General features: G+C 63.9%; 22 protein-coding genes. 12 read left to right on the forward strand and 10 right to left on the reverse strand.

Annotated features, from left to right (window positions below; all coding sequences use genetic code 11):
* Nucleotides 1–56: 56 nt before the first annotated feature.
* The 4 genes from rpoH to ftsY form a co-directional block, all read right to left on the reverse strand.
* Nucleotides 57–911: an RNA polymerase sigma factor RpoH gene (gene rpoH, locus EL191_RS22000; RefSeq protein ID WP_013717543.1), complete on the reverse strand. Its 855-nt coding sequence runs from the start codon at nucleotides 909–911 to the stop codon at nucleotides 57–59.
* Between the two features lie 143 nt (nucleotides 912–1,054).
* A complete protein-coding gene (gene ftsX / locus EL191_RS22005) occupies nucleotides 1,055–2,071 on the reverse strand; it encodes a permease-like cell division protein FtsX (protein WP_026042155.1) in 1,017 nt (338 codons plus the stop codon).
* Nucleotides 2,071–2,739: a cell division ATP-binding protein FtsE gene (gene ftsE, locus EL191_RS22010; protein WP_013717545.1), complete on the reverse strand. Its 669-nt coding sequence runs from the start codon at nucleotides 2,737–2,739 to the stop codon at nucleotides 2,071–2,073. Before ftsE ends, ftsX begins: the two co-directional genes overlap by 1 nt.
* Nucleotides 2,736–4,067 (reverse strand): signal recognition particle-docking protein FtsY, encoded by a 1,332-nt coding sequence (gene ftsY / locus EL191_RS22015; protein WP_041980246.1) that lies wholly within the window; start codon nucleotides 4,065–4,067, stop codon nucleotides 2,736–2,738. Before ftsY ends, ftsE begins: the two co-directional genes overlap by 4 nt.
* 142 nt (nucleotides 4,068–4,209) lie before the next feature.
* On the opposite strand from ftsY, the gene EL191_RS22020 reads away from it, so the two are divergent.
* From EL191_RS22020 to EL191_RS22040, 5 genes are all read left to right on the forward strand, one after another.
* Entirely contained in the window at nucleotides 4,210–5,583 is a 1,374-nt protein-coding gene (locus EL191_RS22020; protein ID WP_017363121.1) for a M16 family metallopeptidase, read from the forward strand.
* On the forward strand, nucleotides 5,573–7,033 hold the full coding sequence (locus EL191_RS22025) for a M16 family metallopeptidase (RefSeq protein WP_041980247.1): 1,461 nt from the start codon (nucleotides 5,573–5,575) through the stop codon (nucleotides 7,031–7,033). The genes EL191_RS22020 and EL191_RS22025 overlap by 11 nt, the downstream gene beginning before the upstream one ends.
* Complete coding sequence (gene rsmD / locus EL191_RS22030; protein WP_041980248.1) at nucleotides 7,033–7,635, forward strand: 16S rRNA (guanine(966)-N(2))-methyltransferase RsmD; 603 nt, start codon at nucleotides 7,033–7,035, stop codon at nucleotides 7,633–7,635. Before EL191_RS22025 ends, rsmD begins: the two co-directional genes overlap by 1 nt.
* Entirely contained in the window at nucleotides 7,632–7,850 is a 219-nt protein-coding gene (locus EL191_RS22035; protein WP_041980249.1) for a hypothetical protein, read from the forward strand. The genes rsmD and EL191_RS22035 overlap by 4 nt, the downstream gene beginning before the upstream one ends.
* Nucleotides 7,851–7,935: 85 nt before the next feature.
* Nucleotides 7,936–8,919, forward strand: coding sequence for a hydrolase (locus EL191_RS22040; RefSeq protein ID WP_041980250.1), 984 nt, complete (start codon nucleotides 7,936–7,938; stop codon nucleotides 8,917–8,919).
* 127 nt (nucleotides 8,920–9,046) lie between these two features.
* Here the strand turns inward: EL191_RS22040 and EL191_RS22045 are convergent, their stop codons facing one another.
* A complete protein-coding gene (locus tag EL191_RS22045) occupies nucleotides 9,047–9,706 on the reverse strand; it encodes a TetR/AcrR family transcriptional regulator (RefSeq protein ID WP_041980251.1) in 660 nt (219 codons plus the stop codon).
* 213 nt (nucleotides 9,707–9,919) lie between these two features.
* Between EL191_RS22045 and EL191_RS22050 the strand changes: the two genes are divergently transcribed.
* The 7 genes from EL191_RS22050 to ggt all read left to right on the forward strand — a co-directional run bounded on the left by EL191_RS22050 (nucleotide 9,920) and on the right by ggt (nucleotide 16,860).
* Nucleotides 9,920–11,350 (forward strand): coniferyl aldehyde dehydrogenase, encoded by a 1,431-nt coding sequence (locus tag EL191_RS22050; RefSeq protein ID WP_041980252.1) that lies wholly within the window; start codon nucleotides 9,920–9,922, stop codon nucleotides 11,348–11,350.
* A 41-nt stretch (nucleotides 11,351–11,391) separates the two neighbouring features.
* Nucleotides 11,392–11,937, forward strand: a complete 546-nt coding sequence (locus EL191_RS22055) for a hypothetical protein (protein WP_041980253.1) — start codon at nucleotides 11,392–11,394, stop codon at nucleotides 11,935–11,937.
* Between the two features lie 168 nt (nucleotides 11,938–12,105).
* Nucleotides 12,106–13,698: a GMC family oxidoreductase gene (locus EL191_RS22060; protein WP_041980254.1), complete on the forward strand. Its 1,593-nt coding sequence runs from the start codon at nucleotides 12,106–12,108 to the stop codon at nucleotides 13,696–13,698.
* Between the two features lies 1 nt (nucleotide 13,699).
* Nucleotides 13,700–14,071 (forward strand): hypothetical protein, encoded by a 372-nt coding sequence (locus EL191_RS22065; RefSeq protein WP_041980256.1) that lies wholly within the window; start codon nucleotides 13,700–13,702, stop codon nucleotides 14,069–14,071.
* A 77-nt stretch (nucleotides 14,072–14,148) separates the two neighbouring features.
* Nucleotides 14,149–14,631: a pantetheine-phosphate adenylyltransferase gene (coaD, locus tag EL191_RS22070; RefSeq protein WP_013717557.1), complete on the forward strand. Its 483-nt coding sequence runs from the start codon at nucleotides 14,149–14,151 to the stop codon at nucleotides 14,629–14,631.
* A 208-nt stretch (nucleotides 14,632–14,839) separates the two neighbouring features.
* Entirely contained in the window at nucleotides 14,840–15,091 is a 252-nt protein-coding gene (locus EL191_RS22075; RefSeq protein ID WP_004373873.1) for a YfhL family 4Fe-4S dicluster ferredoxin, read from the forward strand.
* Nucleotides 15,092–15,201: 110 nt separating this feature from the next.
* A complete protein-coding gene (ggt, locus tag EL191_RS22080; protein ID WP_041980258.1) occupies nucleotides 15,202–16,860 on the forward strand; it encodes a gamma-glutamyltransferase in 1,659 nt (552 codons plus the stop codon).
* Between the two features lie 21 nt (nucleotides 16,861–16,881).
* Here the strand turns inward: ggt and EL191_RS22085 are convergent, their stop codons facing one another.
* From EL191_RS22085 to EL191_RS22105, 5 genes are all read right to left on the reverse strand, one after another.
* Nucleotides 16,882–18,717: a Na/Pi cotransporter family protein gene (locus EL191_RS22085; protein WP_041980260.1), complete on the reverse strand. Its 1,836-nt coding sequence runs from the start codon at nucleotides 18,715–18,717 to the stop codon at nucleotides 16,882–16,884.
* A 93-nt stretch (nucleotides 18,718–18,810) separates the two neighbouring features.
* Nucleotides 18,811–19,149 (reverse strand): hypothetical protein, encoded by a 339-nt coding sequence (locus EL191_RS22090; protein WP_017363134.1) that lies wholly within the window; start codon nucleotides 19,147–19,149, stop codon nucleotides 18,811–18,813.
* 76 nt (nucleotides 19,150–19,225) lie between these two features.
* Nucleotides 19,226–19,804 carry a lysophospholipid acyltransferase family protein gene (locus EL191_RS22095; protein WP_017363135.1) on the reverse strand — a complete coding sequence of 193 codons (579 nt, stop codon included), beginning with the start codon at nucleotides 19,802–19,804 and terminating at the stop codon, nucleotides 19,226–19,228.
* Nucleotides 19,805–19,893: 89 nt separating this feature from the next.
* Nucleotides 19,894–20,706, reverse strand: a complete 813-nt coding sequence (gene mutM / locus EL191_RS22100) for a bifunctional DNA-formamidopyrimidine glycosylase/DNA-(apurinic or apyrimidinic site) lyase (RefSeq protein WP_013717561.1) — start codon at nucleotides 20,704–20,706, stop codon at nucleotides 19,894–19,896.
* A gap of 101 nt (nucleotides 20,707–20,807) precedes the next feature.
* On the reverse strand, nucleotides 20,808–21,674 hold the full coding sequence (locus tag EL191_RS22105; protein ID WP_041980262.1) for an HDOD domain-containing protein: 867 nt from the start codon (nucleotides 21,672–21,674) through the stop codon (nucleotides 20,808–20,810).
* Nucleotides 21,675–21,696 lie beyond the last annotated feature (22 nt).

Genomic DNA, 21,696 nt, shown 5'->3' on the forward strand with positions numbered 1-21,696 from the left:
TGCTCCAGGCAGAAAAAAGCCGCACCAGGGTGCGGCTTTTCGGGGTAACGACAGACTCAGGCGGCGATGCAGCCCTTGAGCTTGTTCATCGCGTTCTTTTCAAGCTGGCGAATACGCTCGGCCGACACATTGTACTTGGCAGCCAGGTCATGCAGCGTCGCCTTCTCTTCGGCCAGCCAGCGCTGGTAGAGAATGTCGCGACTGCGCTCGTCGAGGCTTTCCAGCGCTTCGTGCAGGTTGCTGCTGGAGCTGTCGCTCCAGTCGGCATCCTCGAGCTGGCGAGCCGGGTCGTAGCGGTGGTCTTCCAGGTAATGCGCAGGCGACTGGAAGGCGCTGTCGTCGTCGGCATCGGCTGCCGGGTCGAAGGCCATGTCCTGGCCGGTCAGGCGACTTTCCATCTCGCGCACTTCGTGCGGTTCGACGCCCAGGCTTTCCGCTACGGCAGTCACTTCATCGTTGTTCAGCCAGGCCAAACGCTTCTTCTGGCTGCGCAGGTTGAAGAACAGTTTGCGCTGCGCCTTGGTGGTGGCCACCTTGACGATGCGCCAGTTCTTCAGGATGAACTCGTGGATTTCCGCACGAATCCAGTGCACGGCGAAGGACACCAGGCGCACGCCCATTTCCGGGTTGAAGCGTTTGACCGCCTTCATCAGGCCGACGTTGCCTTCCTGGATCAGGTCGGCCTGGGCCAGACCGTAGCCGGAGTAGCTGCGCGCAATGTGCACAACGAAACGCAGGTGGGCCAACACCATTTGGCGGGCGGCCTCGAGATCCTGCTGGTAAAAGAGATTTTCGGCCAGTTCACGCTCCTGCTCGGGCGTCAGCAGCGGGATGCTGTTGACCGCATGCACGTAAGCTTCCAGGTTGGCGCCTGGAACAAGGGCATGAACAGGTTGCAAGGAAGTGGACATTTGAATCCTCCGATTCACGAAACTCGTGCAGTTTAGCACTGCCCCATCTGATGCAGAGCCTGTGGATAAGTTCCTGCCCAGATAGTCAATATCAACCAAAACAATAACGTGTCAGCTGGCGTTCAGCCTTGCCGAAAGGCGCCTCAACGGGGCGCCAATTCGTTCAGATGACGCGCCACTGCCAGCCAGGCGCCAATATAGCCCAACAGCACGGCGCCGAGCAGCAGCGAAAAACCGTCGGACGAAGGTACGCCACCCAACGCGAAATCGCTACCGTAAAGTCCGGCCAAACGTACTACAGCATCGTTCAGCCAATCCAGCCCAAAGGCCAGCAGCAACCAGGCGAAGACGCCTGCGCCGAAACCGTACAACGCGCCCATATAAAGGAAGGGACGTCGTACGTAGCCATCGGTTCCACCTACCAGCTTGATCACCTCGATCTCGGCGCGGCGATTCTCGATGTGCAGGCGGATGGTGTTGCCGATCACCAGCAGCAGCGCCAGGATCAGCAGCAGGCTGAGGCCGAAGACGAAGCGGTCGCCCAATTTGAGGATGGCGGTCAGGCGCTCGACCCAGACCAGATCGAGCTGCGCCTGCTCCACCTTGGGTAACTCCGCCAGGCGCTGGCGCAAGGCCTCCAGCTTGGCCTTGTCGACCTCCTTCGGCGTGACCAGGACCACGCCAGGCAGCGGGTTCTCCGGCAGCTCCTTGAGCGCCTGGCCCAGGCCGGATAGCTGCTGGAACTCCTCCAGCGCCTGCTCGCGGCTGATCCACTCGGCGTCGGAAACATCATCCATCGCCGCGATCTGCTCGCGCAGCGCCTGGCCGTCACGCTCGCCGGCTGACATGTCGAGGAACAGGGAAATCTGCGCAGCGCGCTGCCAGGAGCCGCCGAGCTTCTCGACGTTGTCCAGCAGCAGCGACAGGCCCATGGGCAGGCTCAGCGCCACCGCCATCACCCAGCAGGTGAAGAAGCTGCCAATCGGCTGGCGCGCCAGGCGGCGCAGGCTGTCCACCAGGCTGGCGCGGTGACTTTCCAGCCAGGCATGGAACAGCGTGCGGAAATCCGGCTCGTCGGCCGGGCCGTCCACCACCTTGTTGCGCGGCGCCGCGCCAACACGCTCGGCCGGTTGCGGTGTGGGCATCTTAGATGCGCTCATCAGGCAGCCTCCCCGTCACCGATCAGGCGACCGCGTTGCAGGGTGAGCATGCGCTGGCGCATGCGCGCGATCAGCGCCAGGTCGTGGCTGGCGATCAGCACCGTGGTGCCGAGCTGGTTGATGTCTTCGAACACACCCATGATCTCGGCCGCCAGGCGCGGGTCGAGGTTTCCGGTGGGCTCGTCCGCCAGCAGCAGGGCCGGGCGGTGGACGATGGCACGGGCGATGCCGACGCGCTGCTGCTGACCGGTGGACAGGTCCCCCGGCGCTTGCGCGGCCTTGTCGCTGAGGCTGACGCGCTCCAGCGCAGCGCCGACGCGCTTGGCGATTTCCGGCTTGGACAGACCGAGAATCTGCAGCGGCAGGGCGACGTTGTCGTAGACCGTGCGATCGAACAGCAGTTGGTGATTCTGGAACACCACGCCGATCTGCCGACGCAGGAAGGGAATCTGCGCGTTGGTGATGGTGGAAAGATCCTGCCCGGCCAGCAGCAACTTGCCACTGGTGGGGCGTTCCATCGCCAGCAACAGGCGCAGCAGCGTGCTCTTGCCGGCACCGGAGTGGCCGGTGACGAAGAGAAATTCGCCGGGGCGAACGCGGAAAGTCAGCTCGTGCAGCCCGACATGGCCATTGGGGTAACGCTTGGCGACCTGCTCGAATCGGATCATCCGCGCTCACGCTCCTCGAAGAGTGCCTGGACGAAAGCCTGCGCCTCGAACGGGCGCAGATCATCGATGCCTTCTCCCACGCCGATGTAGCGAATCGGCAGGCCGAACTGCTTGGCGAGGGCGAAGATGACACCGCCCTTGGCGGTGCCGTCGAGTTTGGTCAGCGCCAGGCCGGTGAGGTTCACCGTCTGGTTGAACTGCTTGGCCTGGCTGATGGCGTTCTGCCCGGTGCCGGCGTCGAGCACCAGCAGCACTTCGTGCGGCGCCGTCTCGTCCAGCTTGCCAATCACCCGACGGACCTTCTTCAGCTCTTCCATCAGGTTGTCTTTGGTGTGCAGGCGACCGGCGGTATCGGCGATCAGCACATCGACGCCGCGCGACTTGGCGGCCTGCACGGCATCGAAGATCACCGATGCCGAGTCGGCGCCGGTGTGCTGGGCGATGACCGCGATGTTGTTGCGCTCGCCCCAGACCTGCAGCTGCTCCACGGCAGCGGCGCGGAAGGTGTCGCCAGCGGCGAGCATGACCTTCTTGCCGTCGAGTTGCAGCTTCTTGGCCAGCTTGCCGATGGTGGTGGTCTTGCCCACGCCGTTAACACCGACGACGAGGATCACGTAGGGCTGCTTGGCGCTGTCGATCAGCAGCGGCTGTTCGACCGGCTTGAGCAGGGTGACCAGCTCCTCCTGCAGCGCCTTGTACAGTGCGCCACTGTCGGCCAGTTCCTTGCGTGCTACGCGCTTGGTCAGGTTGCCGATGATGGTGGTGGTCGCCTCGACACCGACATCTGCCGTGAGCAGACGGGTTTCCAGATCATCGAGCAGATCGTCGTCGATGGCCTTCTTGCCGAGGAACAGGCTGGCCATGCCTTCGCCGAGACTGGCGCTGGTCTTGGACAGCCCCTGCTTGAGGCGGGCGAAGAAACCCGGTTTGTCCTGCGTGGCGGGCGCAGCGACAGGCGCTGGCGCAGCAGTCACCGGAGCGGCCTCGACGATGGGTTCGGCTACGACTGGCGGTAGCTCGGCAACCACAGGTGCGACAACCGGGGTTTCGGCAACTGGCGATTCAGGTTGCGGCGCCGGTGCAGGCGTGACTTCAACCACTTGCGGCTCGACTACCGGCAAGGCTTCGGACAGGGGCTCAGGCGTTGCCGGCTCGGCAGGCGCCTGGGCAGCAGGCTGCTCGGCGGGCGCAGGCTTAGCCGGCTCCGAGGTGCTCTCTGCCGGCTTCTTGCGCCACCAGCTGAACAGGGATTTCTTTTCTTCGGTCACAGGCGGGGTCTGCGCGCCAGCCTCGGCCGGCGACTTCTTGTCGTCATTGGAACCAAACATGGGTCGCTTGCATCTCAGGGGAGCGGACGCCAACAGGCTGCAAAGCCTTGCCGCGCCGCCCCGGAAAAGGATGGGGTATCCTAGCACCTCTTCGCCCGCCGGCGGTACGACCGCCCAGGCTATCCGACAGGTCTGACTTTCAATGAATGCCATTGCCCGCCGTTCCCTCGGCCTGCTGTTCGGCGCCCTTTGCGTGCCACTCGCAGCCTTCGCCTCTCCCGCTCAACCCACCCACGAATTCGAACTGGACAACGGCCTCAAGGTCATCGTCCGCGAGGATCATCGTGCACCAGTGGTGGTTTCCCAGCTCTGGTACAAGGTCGGCTCCAGCTACGAGACACCCGGTTCCACCGGCCTGTCCCACGCACTGGAACACATGATGTTCAAGGGCAGCGCCAAGCTCGGCCCAGGCGAAGCCTCGGAAGTGCTGCGTCAACTGGGCGCAGAAGAGAACGCCTTCACCAGCGACGACTACACCGCCTACTACCAGGTGCTGGCCAGCGACCGCCTGAGCGTGGCGCTGGAGCTGGAAGCCGATCGCCTGTCCAGCCTGAAACTGCCGGCAGACGAGTTTGCCAAGGAAATCGAAGTGATCAAGGAGGAGCGTCGCCTGCGCACTGACGACCGCCCCTCATCCCTGGCCTTCGAGCGCTTCAAGGCCATGGCCTACCCGGCCAGCGGCTATAGCATCCCCACCATCGGTTGGATGGCCGACCTTGACCGTATGCACATCGACGAGCTGCGCGCCTGGTACCAGAAGTGGTACGCGCCGAACAACGCCACCCTGGTGGTGGTCGGTGACGTGAACGTGGATGAGGTCAAGACCCTGGTGCAGCGTTACTTCGGCGATATCCCACGCCGCGAGGTGCCGACTGCCAAGCTGCCGCTGGAGCTGGCTGCAGCGGGCGAACGACGCACCACCCTGTACCTGAAGACCCAACTGCCCAATCTGATCATGGGCTTCAACGTGCCCGGCCTGGCCACCGCCGCAACACCGCGCCAGGTCTATGCCCTGCGCCTGGCCGCCGCCCTGCTCGACGGCGGCTACAGCGCACGCCTGTCCACACGCCTGGAGCGCGGCGAGGAACTCGTTTCCGGCGCCAGCGCCTGGTACAACGCCTTCACCCGTGGCGACAGCCTGTTCGTCCTATCGGCCACGCCCAACGTGCAGAAGGGCAAAAACCTGGAGCAGGTCGAAGCCGGGCTGTGGCGTGAGTTGGAAGACTTGAAGAAAGCCCCGCCATCAGCCGCCGAGCTGGCGCGCGTACGCGCCCAGGTGATCGCCGGCCTGGTGTTCGAGCGCGACTCGATCACCAGCCAGGCCACCAGCATCGGCCAACTTGAAACCGTCGGCCTGTCCTGGCAACTGATCGACCAGGAACTGGCCGAGCTGGAAGCCGTCACCCCGGCCGACATCCAGCAGGCCGCCCGTACCTTCTTCGTTCGCGACCGTTTGAGTGTCGCCCACGTTATGCCTGAAGAGTCACGCAATGAGGAGTCCCGCCATGAAGACTGAGCAACGCCGCCTGGGCCTGCTCGGCCTGGTTTTGTCCACTGCTCTGGCGCTGGGCGCCTGCGCCAACCTGTCCGATAGCGCCGTGACTGGCGATGCCGCCAAGCTGCAGTCGCTGGCTGCGCTGGACGACAAGGCACCGACCCGCCGCACGCTGGATATCCAGACCTGGCAGACCGCGCAAGGCGCCAAGGTGCTGTTCGTCGAAGCCCACGAGCTGCCGATGTTCGACCTGCGCCTGACCTTCGCCGCCGGCAGCAGCCAGGACGGCGGCGTACCCGGCCTGGCCGCCCTGACCAATGCCATGCTCAACGAAGGCGTACCGGGCAAGGATGTCGGAGCCATCGCTGCCGGCTTCGAAGGCCTCGGCGCCGAGTTCGGCAACGGCGCCTATCGCGACATGGCCGTGGCCAGCCTGCGCAGTCTCAGCGCGCAGGAGCAACGTGAGCCGGCACTGGCGCTGTTCGCCGATGTACTGGGCAAGCCCACCTTCCCGGCCGACTCGCTGGCGCGGATCAAGAATCAGTTGCTCGCCGGCTTCGAGTTCCAGAAGCAGAACCCGGGCAAGCTGGCCAGCCTGGAGCTGTTCGAGCGTCTCTACGGCAAGCACCCCTACGCCCATCCGAGCGACGGCACGGCGCAATCGATTCCGGCCATCACCCGCCAACAGCTGCAGGCCTTCCATGCCCGCGCCTATGCGGCCGGCAATGTGGTGATCGCGCTGGTCGGCGACCTCTCGCGAAGCGAAGCCGAGGCCATCGCCAACCGTGTGTCGGCCGCCCTGCCGCAAGGCCCGGCACTGGCGAAGATCGCCCAGCCGCAGACGCCCAAGCCCGGCACCAGTCATATCGAATACCCGTCCAACCAGACCCACCTGATGCTCGCCCAGCTCGGCATCGACCGCCGCGACCCGGACTATGCCGCGCTGTACCTGGGCAACCAGATCTTTGGCGGCGGCGGTTTTGGCACGCGGTTGATGAGCGAAGTGCGCGAGAAACGCGGCCTGACCTACGGCGTCTACTCCGGCTTCAGCGCCATGCAGGCACGCGGCCCGTTCATGATCAACCTGCAAACCCGCGCCGAACTCAGCGAAGGCACCCTGGCGCTGGTCAAGCAACTGCTGGCCGACTACCTGCGCGATGGCCCGACCCAGCAGGAGCTGGATAATGCCAAGCGCGAGCTGGCCGGCAGCTTCCCGCTGTCCACCGCGAGCAATGCCGATATCGTCGGCCAGCTGGCATCGATGGGTTTCTACGACCTGCCGCTGAGCTACCTGGACGATTTCATGCGTGACGTGCAGAACCTGAGCACCGATCAAGTGAAAGCGGCGATGGCCAAGCACCTCGATCCCGAGGCGCTGGTGGTGGTTACCGCAGGTCCGACAGTCGCACAGAAGGAGCTACCGCCGCCCACCGACCGCCCGGTCGCGCTGCCCAGCACGGTGCCGCACTGATGCGCGGTCGCTCCCCTCAGAAACCCGCCGCGGGCAAGACCCACGGTGGTCAGGGCCAATTGCGCATCATTGGCGGGCAGTGGCGTTCGCGGCGCTTCGCCTTTCCTGATGGGCCGGGCCTGCGCCCGACCCCGGATCGGGTGCGCGAGACGCTATTCAACTGGCTGGCGCCCTATGTCGAAGGCGCCCACGTGCTCGACCCTTTCGCCGGCAGCGGGGCATTGCTGCTCGAAGCACTGTCGCGCGGCGCCGCCAGCGGCCTGGCCTGCGACCTCAGCCCGGCGTCGGTGGCCTCGCTGCGCGGGCATCTGGCGACGCTGCAATGCAGCAACGGCGAAATCCAACTGGGCGACGCTCTGCAACTGCTGGCGCGCCCGGCGCCACGGCGCTTCGATATCGTTCTGCTCGACCCGCCGTTTCACAAGGATCTGCTGCAAGGCGCCTGCACGCTGCTGGAGGCACAAGGCTGGCTGGCCGACGACGCCTGGATCTATACCGAAAGCGAAACAGCGCCCTCGACCTTGGGCCTGCCGGGCAACTGGCGTCTGCACCGCGAGAAGCACACCGGCCAGGTGCATTACGCGCTGTGGCAGCGTGGATGAAGGACTTCATCCACGCCCACCTGCCCTACCTGCTGCTGATCGTACTGGCGCTACCAGTACTGTTCAGCCAGCAGGAAATTCCGCTCAACCTGCAGCGCGCGATACCGCACAATCCCAATGCAGGTATCGTCATCGGACTTACCAATCAGCGTATCGTCGCCCTGCTGGTATTGGTCTGGTGTGCTTGGCGCATACTGCGCAAGCGTCGACGCTGAATAGCTCCGTAGCCTGGATGAAATCCAGGGCCACCACTCCCGGATTGCATCCGGGCTACGCCCACTGCCGACGATCGACCGCACCATGAACACTGACTTTCGCCCCGCCTGGTGGCTCCCCGGCCCGCATCTGCAGACGCTGTGGAACCCCTTCTGCCGCAAACCGCCGCAACTGGAGCGGCAGCGCGAACGGCTGTGGCTGGACGATGGCGACTTTCTCGATCTCGACTGGCACGGCCCACACGATGCCCAGGCACCGCTGGTGCTGGTACTGCATGGCCTGACCGGCAGTTCCAGCTCGCTCTATGTGCTCGGCCTGCAACAGGCCCTGGCTGCGCGCGGCTGGGCCAGCGTGGCGCTGAACTGGCGTGGCTGCTCCGGCGAGCCCAATCTGCTGCCGCGCGGCTACCACTCCGGCGCCAGCGAGGATCTGGCGTCGGCGGTCGCGCATCTGCGCGCGCAACGGCCGATGGCGCCGCTGTACGCCGTCGGCTATTCGCTGGGCGGCAACGTGCTGCTCAAGTACCTGGGCGAAAGCGGCGAGCAGAGCCAGCTGCAAGGCGCTGCGGCAGTGTCGGTGCCGTTTCGCCTGGATCAGTGCGCCGACCGCATCGGCCTGGGCTTCTCGCGGGTGTACCAGGCGCACTTCATGCGCGAGATGGTCGCTTATGTGAACAACAAACAACGCCTGTTCGCCGAGAGCGGCCAGGGCGAGCGCCTGTCGGTGCTGGAACGCTTGGGGCCGCTGGATGGCATGCGCACCTTCTGGGACTTCGACGGGCGCATCACCGCGCCGCTGCATGGTTTCGCCGATGCCCACGACTATTACCGGCGTGCCTCCAGCCGTTTCTACTTGGGCGACATTCGCACGCGCACGCTGATCATCCAGGCCGAGGACGATCCCTTTATCTTCCGCCATAGCCTGCCCGAGGCCAGCGAACTGGCCCCCGGCACCGAGTTCGAGCTGCACGCCAAGGGCGGGCATGTCGGTTTCGTCGAGGGCAGCCCGCGCCGGCCGGGGTATTACCTGGAGCGGCGCATTCCGCAGTGGTTGGCGAGCCTCGGGTAATCGCGGCTGAAGCCGCTCCTACGCATGCCTGGGCAAGCAGCGGGGCTTCAGCGGCAAAAGGCTCGCGGCTAAAGCCCCTCCCACAGAAGCGGTGCTACGCAGGAAGGAAAGAGCGATTGCAGGTCAATCACCCGAGCACCTGCTCCAGTGGCACGTGCAGGCGGTCATACAGCGCCTCGACCGCATCGCGAGCTGACGGCGCAACATAACCGCCTTCCAACGCCAGCACCTGGTAGATGCCACGGCGCAGCATGTCCTGGCTGAGGTTGTCCGGGCTGGCGCCGGCGGTGCAGAGAAAGCGCACCCAGGAGGTCATGATGATCCAGGCGTTGAGCGTCAACGCCTCGATCTGCGCCGGGGTCATCAGCAGGATGCCGGCCTCGACGAAGCCCTGATAAACCGACTGCGCGCCCACCAGGCAACGCCCGGCAAAGGCCCGGTAGCGCTCGGCCAGCTCGGCGTCGGAATCCAGCAAGTGCTCCAGGTCGCGATGCAGGAAACGGTAGTGCCACATCGCTGCCAGCAGTGCTTCCAGATAGAAGGTCTTGTCTTCCACCGTCAGCGCACGGCCTTCGGGCGGGCGCAGAAAGCTGTCGACCTGGCTTTCGTATTGGGCGAACAGCTCGGCGATGATCATCTGCTTGTTACGGAAGTGGTAGTACAGGTTGCCTGGCGACATGCCCAAATGCGCGGCAATGTGATTGGTGGTGACGTTGCGCTCGCCCTGGCTGTTGAACAGGGCCAGGCTCTCGGCAACGATGCGGTCGCGGGTCTTGGGTGGCGCCATGACGCAGCTCGATCTCGGCTTCAAAAGTGACAAAGGTACAGGCGAAACAGCCGCAGTGTTACCCCCAGACTCACGCCAAAAGGCAACTGCTGGCCTTTGGTTAGGGTGCGAGCCTGGCAGTGACGCGGCATCCTATTTGACACATTAGAGCAATTGCTCTAGAAATCCAGCACAGTCATTCTCATGCAGCTCGCTGGAGCGTCGAGGAAAACCATGGTCGCCGACATCGCCTACCTGCAGCACAGCCAACAGCAGATCAACCAGCTGGATAGCACCTTCGCCCTGCAGCGCTCTGCCTTCGCCGCCAACCCGATGCCATCGGCCGAGCAACGCATCCAGTGGCTGAAATCCCTGAGCGAGCTGCTGACCCAGCAACAGGACGCGCTGGTGGCGGCAATCTCGACAGACTTCAGCAATCGCTCGGCCGACGAAACCCTGCTCGCCGAGCTGATGCCCAGCCTGCATGGCATCCATTACGCGAGCAAACGCATCAAGAAGTGGATGAAACCCTCGCGGCGCAGCGTCGGCCTGCAGTTCATGCCCGCCTCGGCCAAGGTCGTCTACCAGCCGCTGGGCGTGGTGGGCATCATCGTGCCGTGGAACTACCCGCTGTTTCTCGCCATCGGCCCGCTGACCGGTGCCCTGGCTGCCGGCAACCGGGTGATGATCAAGATGAGCGAGTCCACGCCGGTCACCTCGCAACTGGTCAAGGATCTGCTGGCGCGCATCTTCCCCGAGGATCTGGTCAGCGTCGCCCTGGGCGAGGCGGAAGTCGGCATGGCCTTCTCCAAGCTGCCCTTCGACCACCTGCTGTTCACTGGCGCAACCAGCATCGGCAAACACGTGATGCGCGCCGCCGCCGAGAATCTCACTCCGGTGACCCTGGAGCTGGGCGGCAAGTCGCCGGCCATCGTCTCCGCCGACGTACCGCTGGCGGACGCCGCCGAGCGTATCGCCTTCGGCAAGACCCTCAACGCCGGGCAGACCTGCGTGGCGCCAGACTACGTGCTGGTGCCGCATGATCGCGTTGACGGCTTCGTCAGCGCCTACCGTGAGGTGGTGCAGCGCTTCTACCCGCAGCTCAAGGACAACCCGGATTACACCGCGATCATCAACGAGCGCCAGCTGGCCCGCCTCAACGGTTACCTGCAGGACGCCCAGGCCAAGGGCGCGCGCATCGTCCCGATCTACCCCGAAGCCCAGGGCCGGCGCCTGCCGCAGAGCCTGGTGCTGGACGTCACCGACGATATGAAGCTGATGCAGGACGAGATCTTCGGCCCGTTGCTGCCGGTGGTGCCCTACGACCGGATCGAAGACGCCTTCGCCTACGTCAATGCGCGCCCTCGCCCACTGGCGCTGTATTACTTCGGCTATGACAAGCGCGAGCAGCAGCGCGTGCTGCACGAAACCCACTCCGGCGGTGTGTGCCTGAACGACACCCTGCTGCACGTGGCCCAGGACGACATGCCGTTCGGCGGCGTCGGCCCGTCGGGCATGGGCCACTACCACGGCCACGAAGGCTTCCTGACCTTCAGCAAGGCCAAGGGCGTGTTCATCAAGCAGCGCTTCAACGCCGCGCGGATGATCTACCCGCCTTACGGCAAGTCGATTCAGAAGCTGGTCTACAAATTGTTCGTACGCTGATCAACGCGGGCAGCGCCCGTCTACGCCTGGTGATAACAACAATGAACGACACCACCCTCAGCGCGCCGCAGCTGTCGCGGCGCAATCTGCTCAAGGTCGGCCTGCTGGGCACGGCGCTGCTCGGCACTGCCGGGCTGACCGCAACGCTCAGCGGCTGCTCGGCCAGCACGCCGGCCAGCGGCTACCTGATCCTGCGTAGCAGCGACCTGCCGTTTCTGCGCGCGCTGATCCCAGTGATGCTCGATGGCGCAGTCAGCGCTGAGCAGATGCCACAGGCCATCGACGGCACGCTGAAGAGCCTCGACAACAGCCTGGCGCACCTGTCGCCGGAGATGCTGAAACTCACCGTACAGCTGTTCGACGTGCTCGCCCTGCCCGTCACCCGCGGCCCGCTGACCGGGGTCTGGGGCAGTTGGGACAACGCCAGCGCCGATGACGTGCGCAACTTCCTCACGCGCTGGCAGAACAGCAGCCTGAGCTTGCTGCGCATGGGCCACGCCTCGCTGCTGCAGCTGGTGATGATGGCCTGGTACAGCCGCCAGGAAGCCTGGGCACACTGCGGTTATCCCGGCCCACCTACCGTATAGCGGCTAGCTTCAGCCCACCAACAGCGGCTGGCCTTGGTGGGCTGAAGCCCACCCTACAGCTGCTCCCACAGGATGTGAGCCGCTTGTGTAGGAGCGGATTTATCCGCGATCCAGGCGAGCACCAAACTCGTGACTGCAGACGGCCCTGTTACAAGAAGAGAAAGTCAAATGCCCGTACCTGATTTGTTCAAACAAGGCCTGGCCAGAGGTTGGAAAACCCATGACGGTTCGCGCCTGGAAAACGATCTGACGCTGGAGGCCGACGTTGCCATCGTCGGCAGCGGCGCCGGCGGCGGCACCACGGCAGAAATCCTCAGCGCCGCCGGCTACAAGGTGCTGCTGATCGAGGAAGGCCCGCTGAAGACCAGCGACGACTTCAAGATGCAGGAGGCGGAGGCCTACCCGAACCTTTATCAGGAAGGCATCGGCCGCATGAGCAAGGATGGCGCCATCACCATCCTGCAAGGCCGTGCCGTGGGCGGCACCACGCTGGTCAACTGGACCAGCAGCTTCCGTACCCCACCGCAGACCCTGGCGCAGTGGGCCGAGGCCCATACGGTGAAGGGCCATGACGTCGAGTCCATGGCACCCTGGTTCGAGAAGATGGAGCAACGCCTGGGTGTCGCCCCCTGGGCGGTACCACCGAATGCCAACAACGAGGTGCTGCGCACCGGTTGCGACAAGCTCGGCTATCACTGGGCGGTGATTCCGCGCAACGTACGTGGATGCTGGAACCTCGGCTACTGCGGCATGGGCTGCCCGACCAACGCCAAGCAGTCGATGCTGGTCACCACCATCCCCGCCACCCTCGACGCGGACGGCGAGCTGCTCTATCTGACCCGCGCCGACAAGCTGCTGATCGAAGGCGACAAGGTGGTCGGCATCGACTGCCTGGGCATGGATGAACGCTGCGTGGCGCCCACCGGCAAACGCATCCGCGTCAAGGCGCGGCATTACGTGCTGGCCGGCGGCGGCATCAACACCCCCGGCCTGCTGCTGCGCTCCGAGGTGCCTGATCCACACAAACGCGTCGGCCGGCGCACCTACCTGCACCTGGTGAACTTCTCCGCAGCGCAGTTCGAACAGGTCATCAACCCCTTCTACGGCGCGCCGCAATCGCTCTACTCCGATCACTTCCAATGGGATGACGGCACCACTGGGCGGCTGTCCTTCAAGCTGGAAGTGCCGCCACTACAGCCGGCGCTGACCGCCACCCTGCTCGGTGATTTCGGCCGCGAGAATGCCCTGCGCATGGAGCAACTGCCGCACACCAACGTGATGCTCGCCCTGCTACGTGACGGCTTCCACCCGGAAAGCGCAGAGGGCCGTGTGGAGCTACGCGGCGACGGCAGCCCGGTGCTCGACTATCAGATGACTGACTACACCTGGGATGGCGTGCGCCGTGCCTTCCTGACCATGGCTGAAGTCCAGTTCGCTGCCGGAGCCAAGGCGGTGATGCCGACCCACGCCGACGCACGCTTCGTCAAAACCTGGGGCGAGGCCAAGGAGATGATCGAGAACCTCGACCTCGCGCTGTACCGCACCCGCCTGGGCAGCGCCCATGTGATGGGTGGTTGCGCGATGGGCGAAGACCCGCAGCAGGCGGTGGTCGACAGCCTCGGCCGCCATCATCAATTGGCCAATCTGTCGATCCACGATGGCTCGCTGTTCCCCACAAGCATCGGTGCCAACCCGCAGTTGTCGATCTACGGGCTGACCTCGAAGCTGGCGACCCTGCTGGCCGAACGATTGAAGGCCTGAGATGAGCAAGCTGATCGCCTTTCTGCTACTGGTCGCAGGCATCATCCATCTGCTGCCAGCGGTCGGCGTGCTCGGTGGCGAACGCCTCAATGCGCTGTACGGCATTGTTCTGGACGAACCCAACCTGCAAATCCTCATGCGCCATCGCGCCGTACTGTTCGGCCTGCTTGGCGCCCTGCTGGTGGCTGCGGCGTTCGTTCCGGCGCTACGCAGCGCAGCCCTGATAGGCGGCCTGATCAGCGTGCTCGCCTTTCTTCTGCTGGCATGGAGCGCGCCCGTCTACAACGAGGCTCTGCGCCGTGTGGTGATCGCTGACTGGATCGCCCTCGCCTGCCTGCTGCTCGCACTGCTGCTGCACCTGCGCAGCCACTGAGTTTTCGTCACGCTTGGCCGCAAGGGAAACGCTGCGCTACCATCCGCGACTCTTGCCGCCTCGAACAGGACGAAGCGATGAATCGAGTGTTGTACCCGGGTACCTTCGACCCCATCACCAAAGGCCATGGCGACCTGGTCGAACGCGCCGCGCGGCTTTTCGATCACGTCATCATCGCCGTTGCCGCCAGCCCCAAGAAGAACCCGCTGTTCCCCCTGGAACAACGCGTCGAGCTGGCCCGTGAGGTGACCAAGCACCTGCCCAACGTCGAAGTGGTGGGTTTCTCCTCGCTGCTGGCGCATTTCGTCAAGGAACAGAACGCCAACGTCTTCCTACGCGGCCTGCGCGCGGTCTCGGACTTCGAGTACGAGTTTCAGCTGGCCAATATGAACCGCCAACTGGCGCCGGACGTCGAGAGCCTGTTCCTCACCCCGTCGGAGAAGTATTCCTTCATTTCCTCGACCCTGGTGCGCGAGATCGCTGCCCTGGGTGGCGACATTTCCAAGTTCGTGCATCCGGCTGTGGCCGACGCTCTCAACGCGCGCTTTCACAAAAGCTAATCAGGTCTCGTGAGAGACGCGTTAGCGGCCTGGGCCGTTGCGACTGCATGGATGCAGGAGTAAAGCGAAGCAGGATGTCCGAGCCGAAGGCCCTTCCAGCAGAAACCTGTGCAGAAGGGCCGCATGGCACATGGCGCGCCAATCCGGCACAATTGCCCCACTGTCGCCTGCCAATGTCGTGGCCCTGCCTCGACGGGAGTTGTTTTTCATGTCCCTGATCATCACCGACGATTGCATCAACTGCGACGTCTGCGAACCCGAGTGCCCCAACGGCGCCATTTCCCAAGGTGAGGAGATCTACGTGATCGACCCCAACCTGTGCACCGAATGCGTCGGCCACTACGATGAGCCGCAATGCCAGCAGGTCTGCCCTGTCGACTGCATTCCGCTCGACGAGAACAACGTCGAGAGCAAGGATGAACTGATGCAGAAGTACCGTATCATCACCGGCAAGGCCTGAAATTCTCGAGGAGGCCAGCGGCTTCCCGCTTTCTCCGCGCCCATTGTGCCCCCTCGCCCGAGCGAGGCTGTTAAGCTTCAAGCTTCCTTCAGCCGCCTCCGGTAGATCGCATGTTGCGCAAACTCCTGCTATCGACCCTGCTGCTCGGCGCCAGCCTGCTGGCTCAGGCCGCCCCGCAGCAACCCGCCATTGCCACTGCCCACCCTGCCGCCACTGCCGCCGCCCAGCAGATGCTCGACGCGGGCGGTAATGCCTTCGATGCTGCCATTGCCGCCAGCGCAGCCTTGGCCGTGGTCGAGCCCTACGGCTCGGGTCTGGGGGGTGGCGGTTTCTTCCTGTTGCGCAGCGCGGGCGACACGCCTGGCTATGACTTCCTCGATGCCCGTGAGCGCGCCCCGCTGGAGGCCAAGCCGAACCTCTATGTGCGCGACGGCAAGGTGCAACGCGAACTGTCGCTCAATGGCGCACTGGCCGCTGCCATTCCAGGGCTGCCGGCGGCGCTGGTCGAACTGGCCGAGCACCACGGGCGCCTCCCTCTGAGAGCCAGCCTGGCCCCAGCGATTCGCCTCGCCAACGAGGGCTTTGCAGTAGACCGCGTCTACCGTGAGCGCGCGACCTGGCGCCTGGCGGCACTGCGTGACGATGCCGAGAGCGCCAGGCTGTTCCTTGACCAGGGCGAAATCCCCGATGAAGGCCATTTGCTGCGCCAGCCCGACCTCGCCCTCACCCTGCAGTCACTGGCCGAGCACGGCCGTGAAGGTTTCTATGCAGGGCCAACGGCAGAACGCCTGGTCGCAGGCGTACGCCACGCTGGCGGCATCTGGACCCTGGATGACCTGCGTGAGTACCGCATCGCGCGCCGCGAACCACTGCGTTTTCGCCTCGAAGATGGCCGCGAACTGGTCAGCGCGCCACCACCCTCGGCCGGCGGCATAGCATTGGCGCAAAGCCTGGCGATGCTCGAGCAATTGCCCTGGCGCGATGCCGAACCGGTGCAGCGCGTGCACTACGTGGTCGAGGCGCTGCGCCGCGCCTACCGGGACCGCGGTTTATTGGGCGACCCTGACTTCGTCAAGAATCCCGTGGAGCAACTGCTCTCGCCCGGGCATCTGGCGGTACTGGCCGGCAGCATCGAGCCCGAGCGCGCCACGCCCAGCGCCAGCCTGCCGCCTGCCGGTACCTGGCATGAAGGCGACCACACCACGCACTTCGCCGTACTCGATTCCGAGGGCAACGCGGTCGCAGCCACGCTGTCGATCAACCTGCCGTTCGGCGCCGCCTTCACCGTGCCCGGTACCGGCGTGCTGCTCAACGACGAGATGGACGACTTCGCTGCCGACGTACAGGGCGCCAATGCTTATGGGCTGGCCGGCAGCGAGGCCAATGCCATCGCCGGAGGCAAGCGCCCGCTGTCCTCGATGAGCCCGAGTTTCATCGAGAGCAGCGACGAATTCGCCGCTTTCGGTACGCCAGGCGGCAGCCGTATTCCGAGCATGGTGCTGCTGTCGATGCTCGAGTATCTGGACGACCAGCCCATCGAGCACTGGCCGGCCGTGGCGCGCTATCACCACCAGTTCATGCCGGATGTGATCGAGCATGAGCCGGATACCTTCAGCGACGAGCAAGTCGCCGAACTGCAGCGGCGCGGCTATGAACTCAAGCGCCTGGACCGGCAGTACGGTAATCAGCAGGTGTTGTTCTGGGACAAGGTCAGCGGGGAAGTACAAGCCGCCAGCGACCCGCGCGGGATAGGCTCGGCGATGCCTTGAGGTGCATCGACCGAATGTGTGTCAGGAGAGCCTGATCAGGCTCTCCTGCTCCTCGCCCAACTTGCGCAACTCACGGAACAGCGCCTGCTCACTGCCCAACATGAGGACGTTGCGCAGGCTCTGGAAGATGCGGCTGACATAGCCCAGATCATTCATCAGCGAGCTGGTCTGCAGACCATCCAGTCGCCCGCTGCGCACATCGGCAAACAGTCGCTGGCGGAACTGCCCGTCGAAACTCGCGGCCTGCTCATCGAGCCAGCGCAAGCGCGATTGCCACATTTCCTCAGGCATGTCGGAACGCGCCAGCTCACGCACTTCATGCAGCGTGGCGAGCAGGTGGCGACGCAGCTCCACATAGGCGTCACGTACGGCCGAGGGCGGCGCGTCGAGATAATGGCCGAGGTTCTTCTGCAAGTGCTTGGCATCCTTGACCGCGTCCACCAGTTGCAGCGCTGCCAGCTGGCAGCTGACCCAGAACTGCTGGTGCGCTTCATCCATGGGCAGCTCCATGCGGCCCATGAAACTCAGCAGATCGCCATACACGCCCTTGATGTGAAACTGATACAGGTGCTCGGCATCGAAGCCGCCTTGGGCGGGCTTGGCTTGCAACAATTGCTCGTCCGCACGAGCACGCGCCAACTGATCCACCGGCAGATAGAGCGCATGACAAATCACCTCCAGACTCAGGCGCCCAAGGTGCCCAAGTTCCTGCACCACCGCACCGGATGCAGCATCAACCGAGTCCAGCGCGCGTTCGTTGAGGTAGCGAGCGCGGGTGCGTTCCGGCTCGGCGATCTGCTCAGGCGCCAGTTCGGCGATCAGCACTGGCGGCTCGACACGCTCCGGCAGCCAGCGAATCAGATACTGCGCCAGGCGCCCCTGCAGCGGCCAGAACAGCGCCACGCCCATGGCGTTGAACAAGGTATGGAACATCGCCAGTTGGATCAGGCTGTTGTCACCCAGCCCCAAGGGCTCGGCCAGCGCATGTACCAGCCAGGTCAACGGACCGAGCAGGCAGAAAGCGAGTATGCCGGTGGTGATGTTGAACAACACATGGGCCAGCGCCAGGCGCTGACCACTGCGATTGCCACCCAGTGAGCCGACGAAGGCGGTGGTCACGCTGCTGCCGACGTTGGAACCAATGGCGATGGCCAGGCTCTGCCCCAGCTCCAGTTGGCCGCTGGCCAGCGCGGCAAGAGTCAGCATCAACGTGGCGTGGCTGGACTGCAGCACCACGGTGATAGCCATGCCGATGGCGGTGAACAGCAACGCCCCGCGCAGACCACCCTCTTGCAGACCGGTCATGTCCAGGCCATCACCGAAACTGGCGAAGCCTTCCTTGATCTGGTCGATGCCGAGAAAGATGAAGGCGATGCCCAGCACGATGCGCCCGGCCGCCTTGCTCTTGGCCCCGAAGAAGCCGGCAAGTACACCGAACACCAGCAGTGGCAAGGCCAGCGGGCTCAGGCTGAGATTCTGCCCGGCGAGTGCCAGCAGCCAGATACCGCTGGTGGCACCGAGATTGGCACCGAACAGGATGGCGATACCGCCGGCCAACTGGATCAGCCCGGTGCTGATGAAGGCGATAGTCAGCAGGGACACCAGCGTGCTCGACTGCAGCAACAAGGTCCCACCGACGCCGAATAGCAGGCTCTTGAACGGCGTCGAGGTGCTGCGCCCGAGTACCTGTTCCAGCTTGCTGCCCGCCAACTGGCGCAAACCCTCTTCCAGGCACTGCATACCGAACAGGAAGATCGCCAGGCCAGCGCAGAGCTGCAGCCAGCCCTGGCTGAACCAGAACGAGGCAATCAACCCCGCTACCACCAGCAACAGCATCACCCAGCGCAGGGACTTCATTACCACCGCTTCTTCCTTTTCTCGGCGTTCAAACGTAAACGGCCCCTCGCCCCGATAAGGAGGCGAGAGGCCGCGACAGCGGGTTGCAGCGAATCAGTCTTGCTTGTAGCCGCTGCTGGTGCAGCCGAGGCAGCGCACGAAGGCTTCTTTGCCAGGCTCAGCAATCAGGGCCTGAGCGGCTTCACCAACATTACCACCCAGTGCAGTGAACGGCAGGCTGACAATGAAGGCAGCAGTACCAATCGCGGTAGCCCCGATCAAGAGCGGACGAGCAATGACCAAGTCACCGATCATGGAAAAAGCCTTAGGAGCCTCAACGGTGTATAACGGGTCGCCACTGGCGTTCTGCTGAACCACTTCCGCCTGCGCCGATAGCGCCAGCAGGCCAGAGGTCAGCGCCAGGACAGCAGCGGAAGTGCGGAACGCTTTCATGGATCGATCCTTCAGGTTATTCGGGAAAGTGCCAGTAACTATAACAGCGCATTGGTAATTGTCAGCGTGACGGAGGTCAATCGCCATGAAAGGCGTATTCCGGCTTTTTCGGTACATAAGGGCGAAAGAACGCAAGAATGTTAGCCAGATCGGCTTTTTCATTGCCCGTAGGCTGGAAGGTCGGGCCAATCACCACCCGGCGGTTATGGTAATCCAGCGCGCCCAACACGATGGGTACACCCGCGCCCATAGCGATATGGTAGAAGCCCATCTTCCAGCGCTCGACCTTCTTGCGTGTGCCCTCGGGCGATAGCACCAGGATGAATTGGTCGTGCTCGCGGAAGGCCTGAATGGCCTGTTCGACGGTGTTCAACGTGCGCTCCCGGCGAATCGCAATGCCGCCCCAACTGCGCATCAAGCCACCGAAGGGCCAGCGGAAGATGCTGTGCTTGCCGAACCAGCGAGCATTCAGGCGCAGCACGAATTTCAGCGCGATGAAAATCACGAAGTCCCAGTTGGAAGTGTGGTGGGCACCAATAGCGACAAACTTGTCGAGCTTCGGCAACTGCCCCTCGATACGCCAGCCCATCAATTTCAGCACGCTGTGCCCCAGCCATTCGGCAGCTGGATTGCGCGGCAGGTAGTTACCGGACATCGATCAACCTCGGTATTTCTTGTTGTTTTCTTACCAGAACGTGTTTTTAACGCAGTAGGGCCGACGCGCAGCAGATCGTAAACAGGTTCTCAGCGTTGGCACTTGGGACAGTAAACACTCGCCCGCTGCCCCAGTTTGACTTCACGCAGCGTGCTGCCACAGACCTTGCAGAACTCACCGCCACGCCCATAGGCGAACAGCTCCTGCTGGAAGTAGCCGGGCTGACCATCACCGCCGACGAAGTCGCGCAGCGTGGTGCCGCCACGCTCGATGGCATGGGTGAGGATGCGTTTGATCTCCTCGGCCAGGCGCAGATAGCGTGCCCGCGAGATCGAACCGGCTTCGCGGCGCGGGTCGATACCGGCAGCGAATAGCGCTTCGGTGGCGTAAATGTTACCCACGCCCACCACCACGGCGTTGTCCATGATGAACGGCTTGACCGCCATGCTGCGCCCACGCGACATCTGGAACAGCCGCTCGCCATCGAAAAGCCCGCCCAGCGGCTCCGGACCGAGCTTGCTGAGCAGTTCGTGGCGCAGCGGATCTTCGCTCCAGAGCAGTGCACCGAAGCGACGCGGATCGGTATATCGCAACGCCAGACCGGACTCCAGTTCGATATCCACATGCTCATGCTTGGCTGCGGCCAGTCCGCACTCCACCAGACGCAGGCTGCCGGACATCCCCAGATGGCCGATCAGACTGCCGACTTCGGCCTTGATCAGCAGGTACTTGGCGCGCCGTTCGACGCACTCGATACGCTGGCCGGACAGGCGAATGTCGAGGTCCTCGGGGATCGGCCAGCGCAGGCGGCGTTCGCGCACGATCACGCGGCTGACGCGCTGACCTTCAAGATAGGGGGCGATACCTCGGCGGGTAGTTTCGACTTCAGGCAATTCGGGCATGGCAATACGGCAGGAAAACGGCGGTGCGCCACCTTAGCAGGAGCGGTGCGCAAAGCGGTAGCACGCACCGAATCCCGCGCGCTGGAAACGCCCTGCCAGGGTCAAAGGACGGTCAGGTCGCGAATGCTTTCACGCAGGTTCTCGAAGTCATACTCCGACAGCCCGACGTATTCGAGAATCGGCTGAGCGATGTAATGCCACTCCATGTCGACGGCCTGCCCCCCCAGCACACGATGGCTTTCGCAGATATGCTCGGCCATCTTCAGGATGCCCAGCAGCGTCTTGAGCTGCGCTTCGCGTCCGGAGTCATCGCTGAAGATCGACAGAGCGTTGTGGTGGTTGGCGATGACCTCGCACAGGTGCCCCGGCAACCGCCAGGAACGCGCGGTGAAGTAACCCACTACCGCGTGGTTGGTGGTCAGCAGACGGTTCTCGGTATCGACCACACGGCACTCGTCGCTGGCGCTGGCATAGGCCTCCTCGAGGACCTGCATGTAGTTGGGGAAGCGCTTGAGCATCAGTGGAATGCCGCAGTCGTGGAACAACCCCAGGCTGTAGGCTTCGTCCGGCGAGTGATAACCGAGACGCTTGGCCAGGGTCAGGCAGGTCATCGCCACGTCCTGGGCGCTGTCCCAGAAGCGGTTGAGCACCAGGATCGCTTCGTCGGTCAGCTCGCCCTTGATCGACTGCGCATTGATCAGGTTGATCACCGTATTGCAGCCCAGCAGATTGACTGCCTGCTGGATCGAGGCGATGCGATTGGCCAGGCCGAAGTGCGGCGAGTTGACGATCTTCAGCAACGCGCCGGACAACCCCGGGTCCTGGCTGATCAGCTTGGCGATGCTGCGCAGATCGGGATTAGGCATGATCTGCTCCATCTGCAGGTCGACCATGATCTGCGGTTGTGGCGGTACGCTGATCCCCTGCAGGACTTGCTGGATCTGTTCGGCGGTGAGTTCGTAGGTCATGGAAAGGGAATCGTGCAGGATG

The organism is Pseudomonas mendocina, assembly GCF_900636545.1.
Taxonomy (GTDB): Bacteria; Pseudomonadota; Gammaproteobacteria; order Pseudomonadales; family Pseudomonadaceae; genus Aquipseudomonas; species Aquipseudomonas mendocina.

Bases quoted from the DNA above. Each gene is read 5' to 3' on its own strand.
- rpoH (WP_013717543.1), bottom strand. From the start codon at position 911: ATGTCCACTTCCTTGCAACCTGTTCATGCCCTTGTTCCAGGCGCCAAC.
- ftsX (WP_026042155.1), bottom strand. From the start codon at position 2,071: ATGAGCGCATCTAAGATGCCCACACCGCAACCGGCCGAGCGTGTTGGC.
- ftsE (WP_013717545.1), bottom strand. From the start codon at position 2,739: ATGATCCGATTCGAGCAGGTCGCCAAGCGTTACCCCAATGGCCATGTC.
- ftsY (WP_041980246.1), bottom strand. From the start codon at position 4,067: ATGTTTGGTTCCAATGACGACAAGAAGTCGCCGGCCGAGGCTGGCGCG.
- EL191_RS22020 (WP_017363121.1), top strand. From the start codon at position 4,210: ATGAATGCCATTGCCCGCCGTTCCCTCGGCCTGCTGTTCGGCGCCCTT.
- EL191_RS22025 (WP_041980247.1), top strand. From the start codon at position 5,573: ATGAAGACTGAGCAACGCCGCCTGGGCCTGCTCGGCCTGGTTTTGTCC.
- rsmD (WP_041980248.1), top strand. From the start codon at position 7,033: ATGCGCGGTCGCTCCCCTCAGAAACCCGCCGCGGGCAAGACCCACGGT.
- EL191_RS22035 (WP_041980249.1), top strand. From the start codon at position 7,632: ATGAAGGACTTCATCCACGCCCACCTGCCCTACCTGCTGCTGATCGTA.
- EL191_RS22040 (WP_041980250.1), top strand. From the start codon at position 7,936: ATGAACACTGACTTTCGCCCCGCCTGGTGGCTCCCCGGCCCGCATCTG.
- EL191_RS22045 (WP_041980251.1), bottom strand. From the start codon at position 9,706: ATGGCGCCACCCAAGACCCGCGACCGCATCGTTGCCGAGAGCCTGGCC.
- EL191_RS22050 (WP_041980252.1), top strand. From the start codon at position 9,920: ATGGTCGCCGACATCGCCTACCTGCAGCACAGCCAACAGCAGATCAAC.
- EL191_RS22055 (WP_041980253.1), top strand. From the start codon at position 11,392: ATGAACGACACCACCCTCAGCGCGCCGCAGCTGTCGCGGCGCAATCTG.
- EL191_RS22060 (WP_041980254.1), top strand. From the start codon at position 12,106: ATGCCCGTACCTGATTTGTTCAAACAAGGCCTGGCCAGAGGTTGGAAA.
- EL191_RS22065 (WP_041980256.1), top strand. From the start codon at position 13,700: ATGAGCAAGCTGATCGCCTTTCTGCTACTGGTCGCAGGCATCATCCAT.
- coaD (WP_013717557.1), top strand. From the start codon at position 14,149: ATGAATCGAGTGTTGTACCCGGGTACCTTCGACCCCATCACCAAAGGC.
- EL191_RS22075 (WP_004373873.1), top strand. From the start codon at position 14,840: ATGTCCCTGATCATCACCGACGATTGCATCAACTGCGACGTCTGCGAA.
- ggt (WP_041980258.1), top strand. From the start codon at position 15,202: ATGTTGCGCAAACTCCTGCTATCGACCCTGCTGCTCGGCGCCAGCCTG.
- EL191_RS22085 (WP_041980260.1), bottom strand. From the start codon at position 18,717: ATGAAGTCCCTGCGCTGGGTGATGCTGTTGCTGGTGGTAGCGGGGTTG.
- EL191_RS22090 (WP_017363134.1), bottom strand. From the start codon at position 19,149: ATGAAAGCGTTCCGCACTTCCGCTGCTGTCCTGGCGCTGACCTCTGGC.
- EL191_RS22095 (WP_017363135.1), bottom strand. From the start codon at position 19,804: ATGTCCGGTAACTACCTGCCGCGCAATCCAGCTGCCGAATGGCTGGGG.
- mutM (WP_013717561.1), bottom strand. From the start codon at position 20,706: ATGCCCGAATTGCCTGAAGTCGAAACTACCCGCCGAGGTATCGCCCCC.
- EL191_RS22105 (WP_041980262.1), bottom strand. From the start codon at position 21,674: ATGACCTACGAACTCACCGCCGAACAGATCCAGCAAGTCCTGCAGGGG.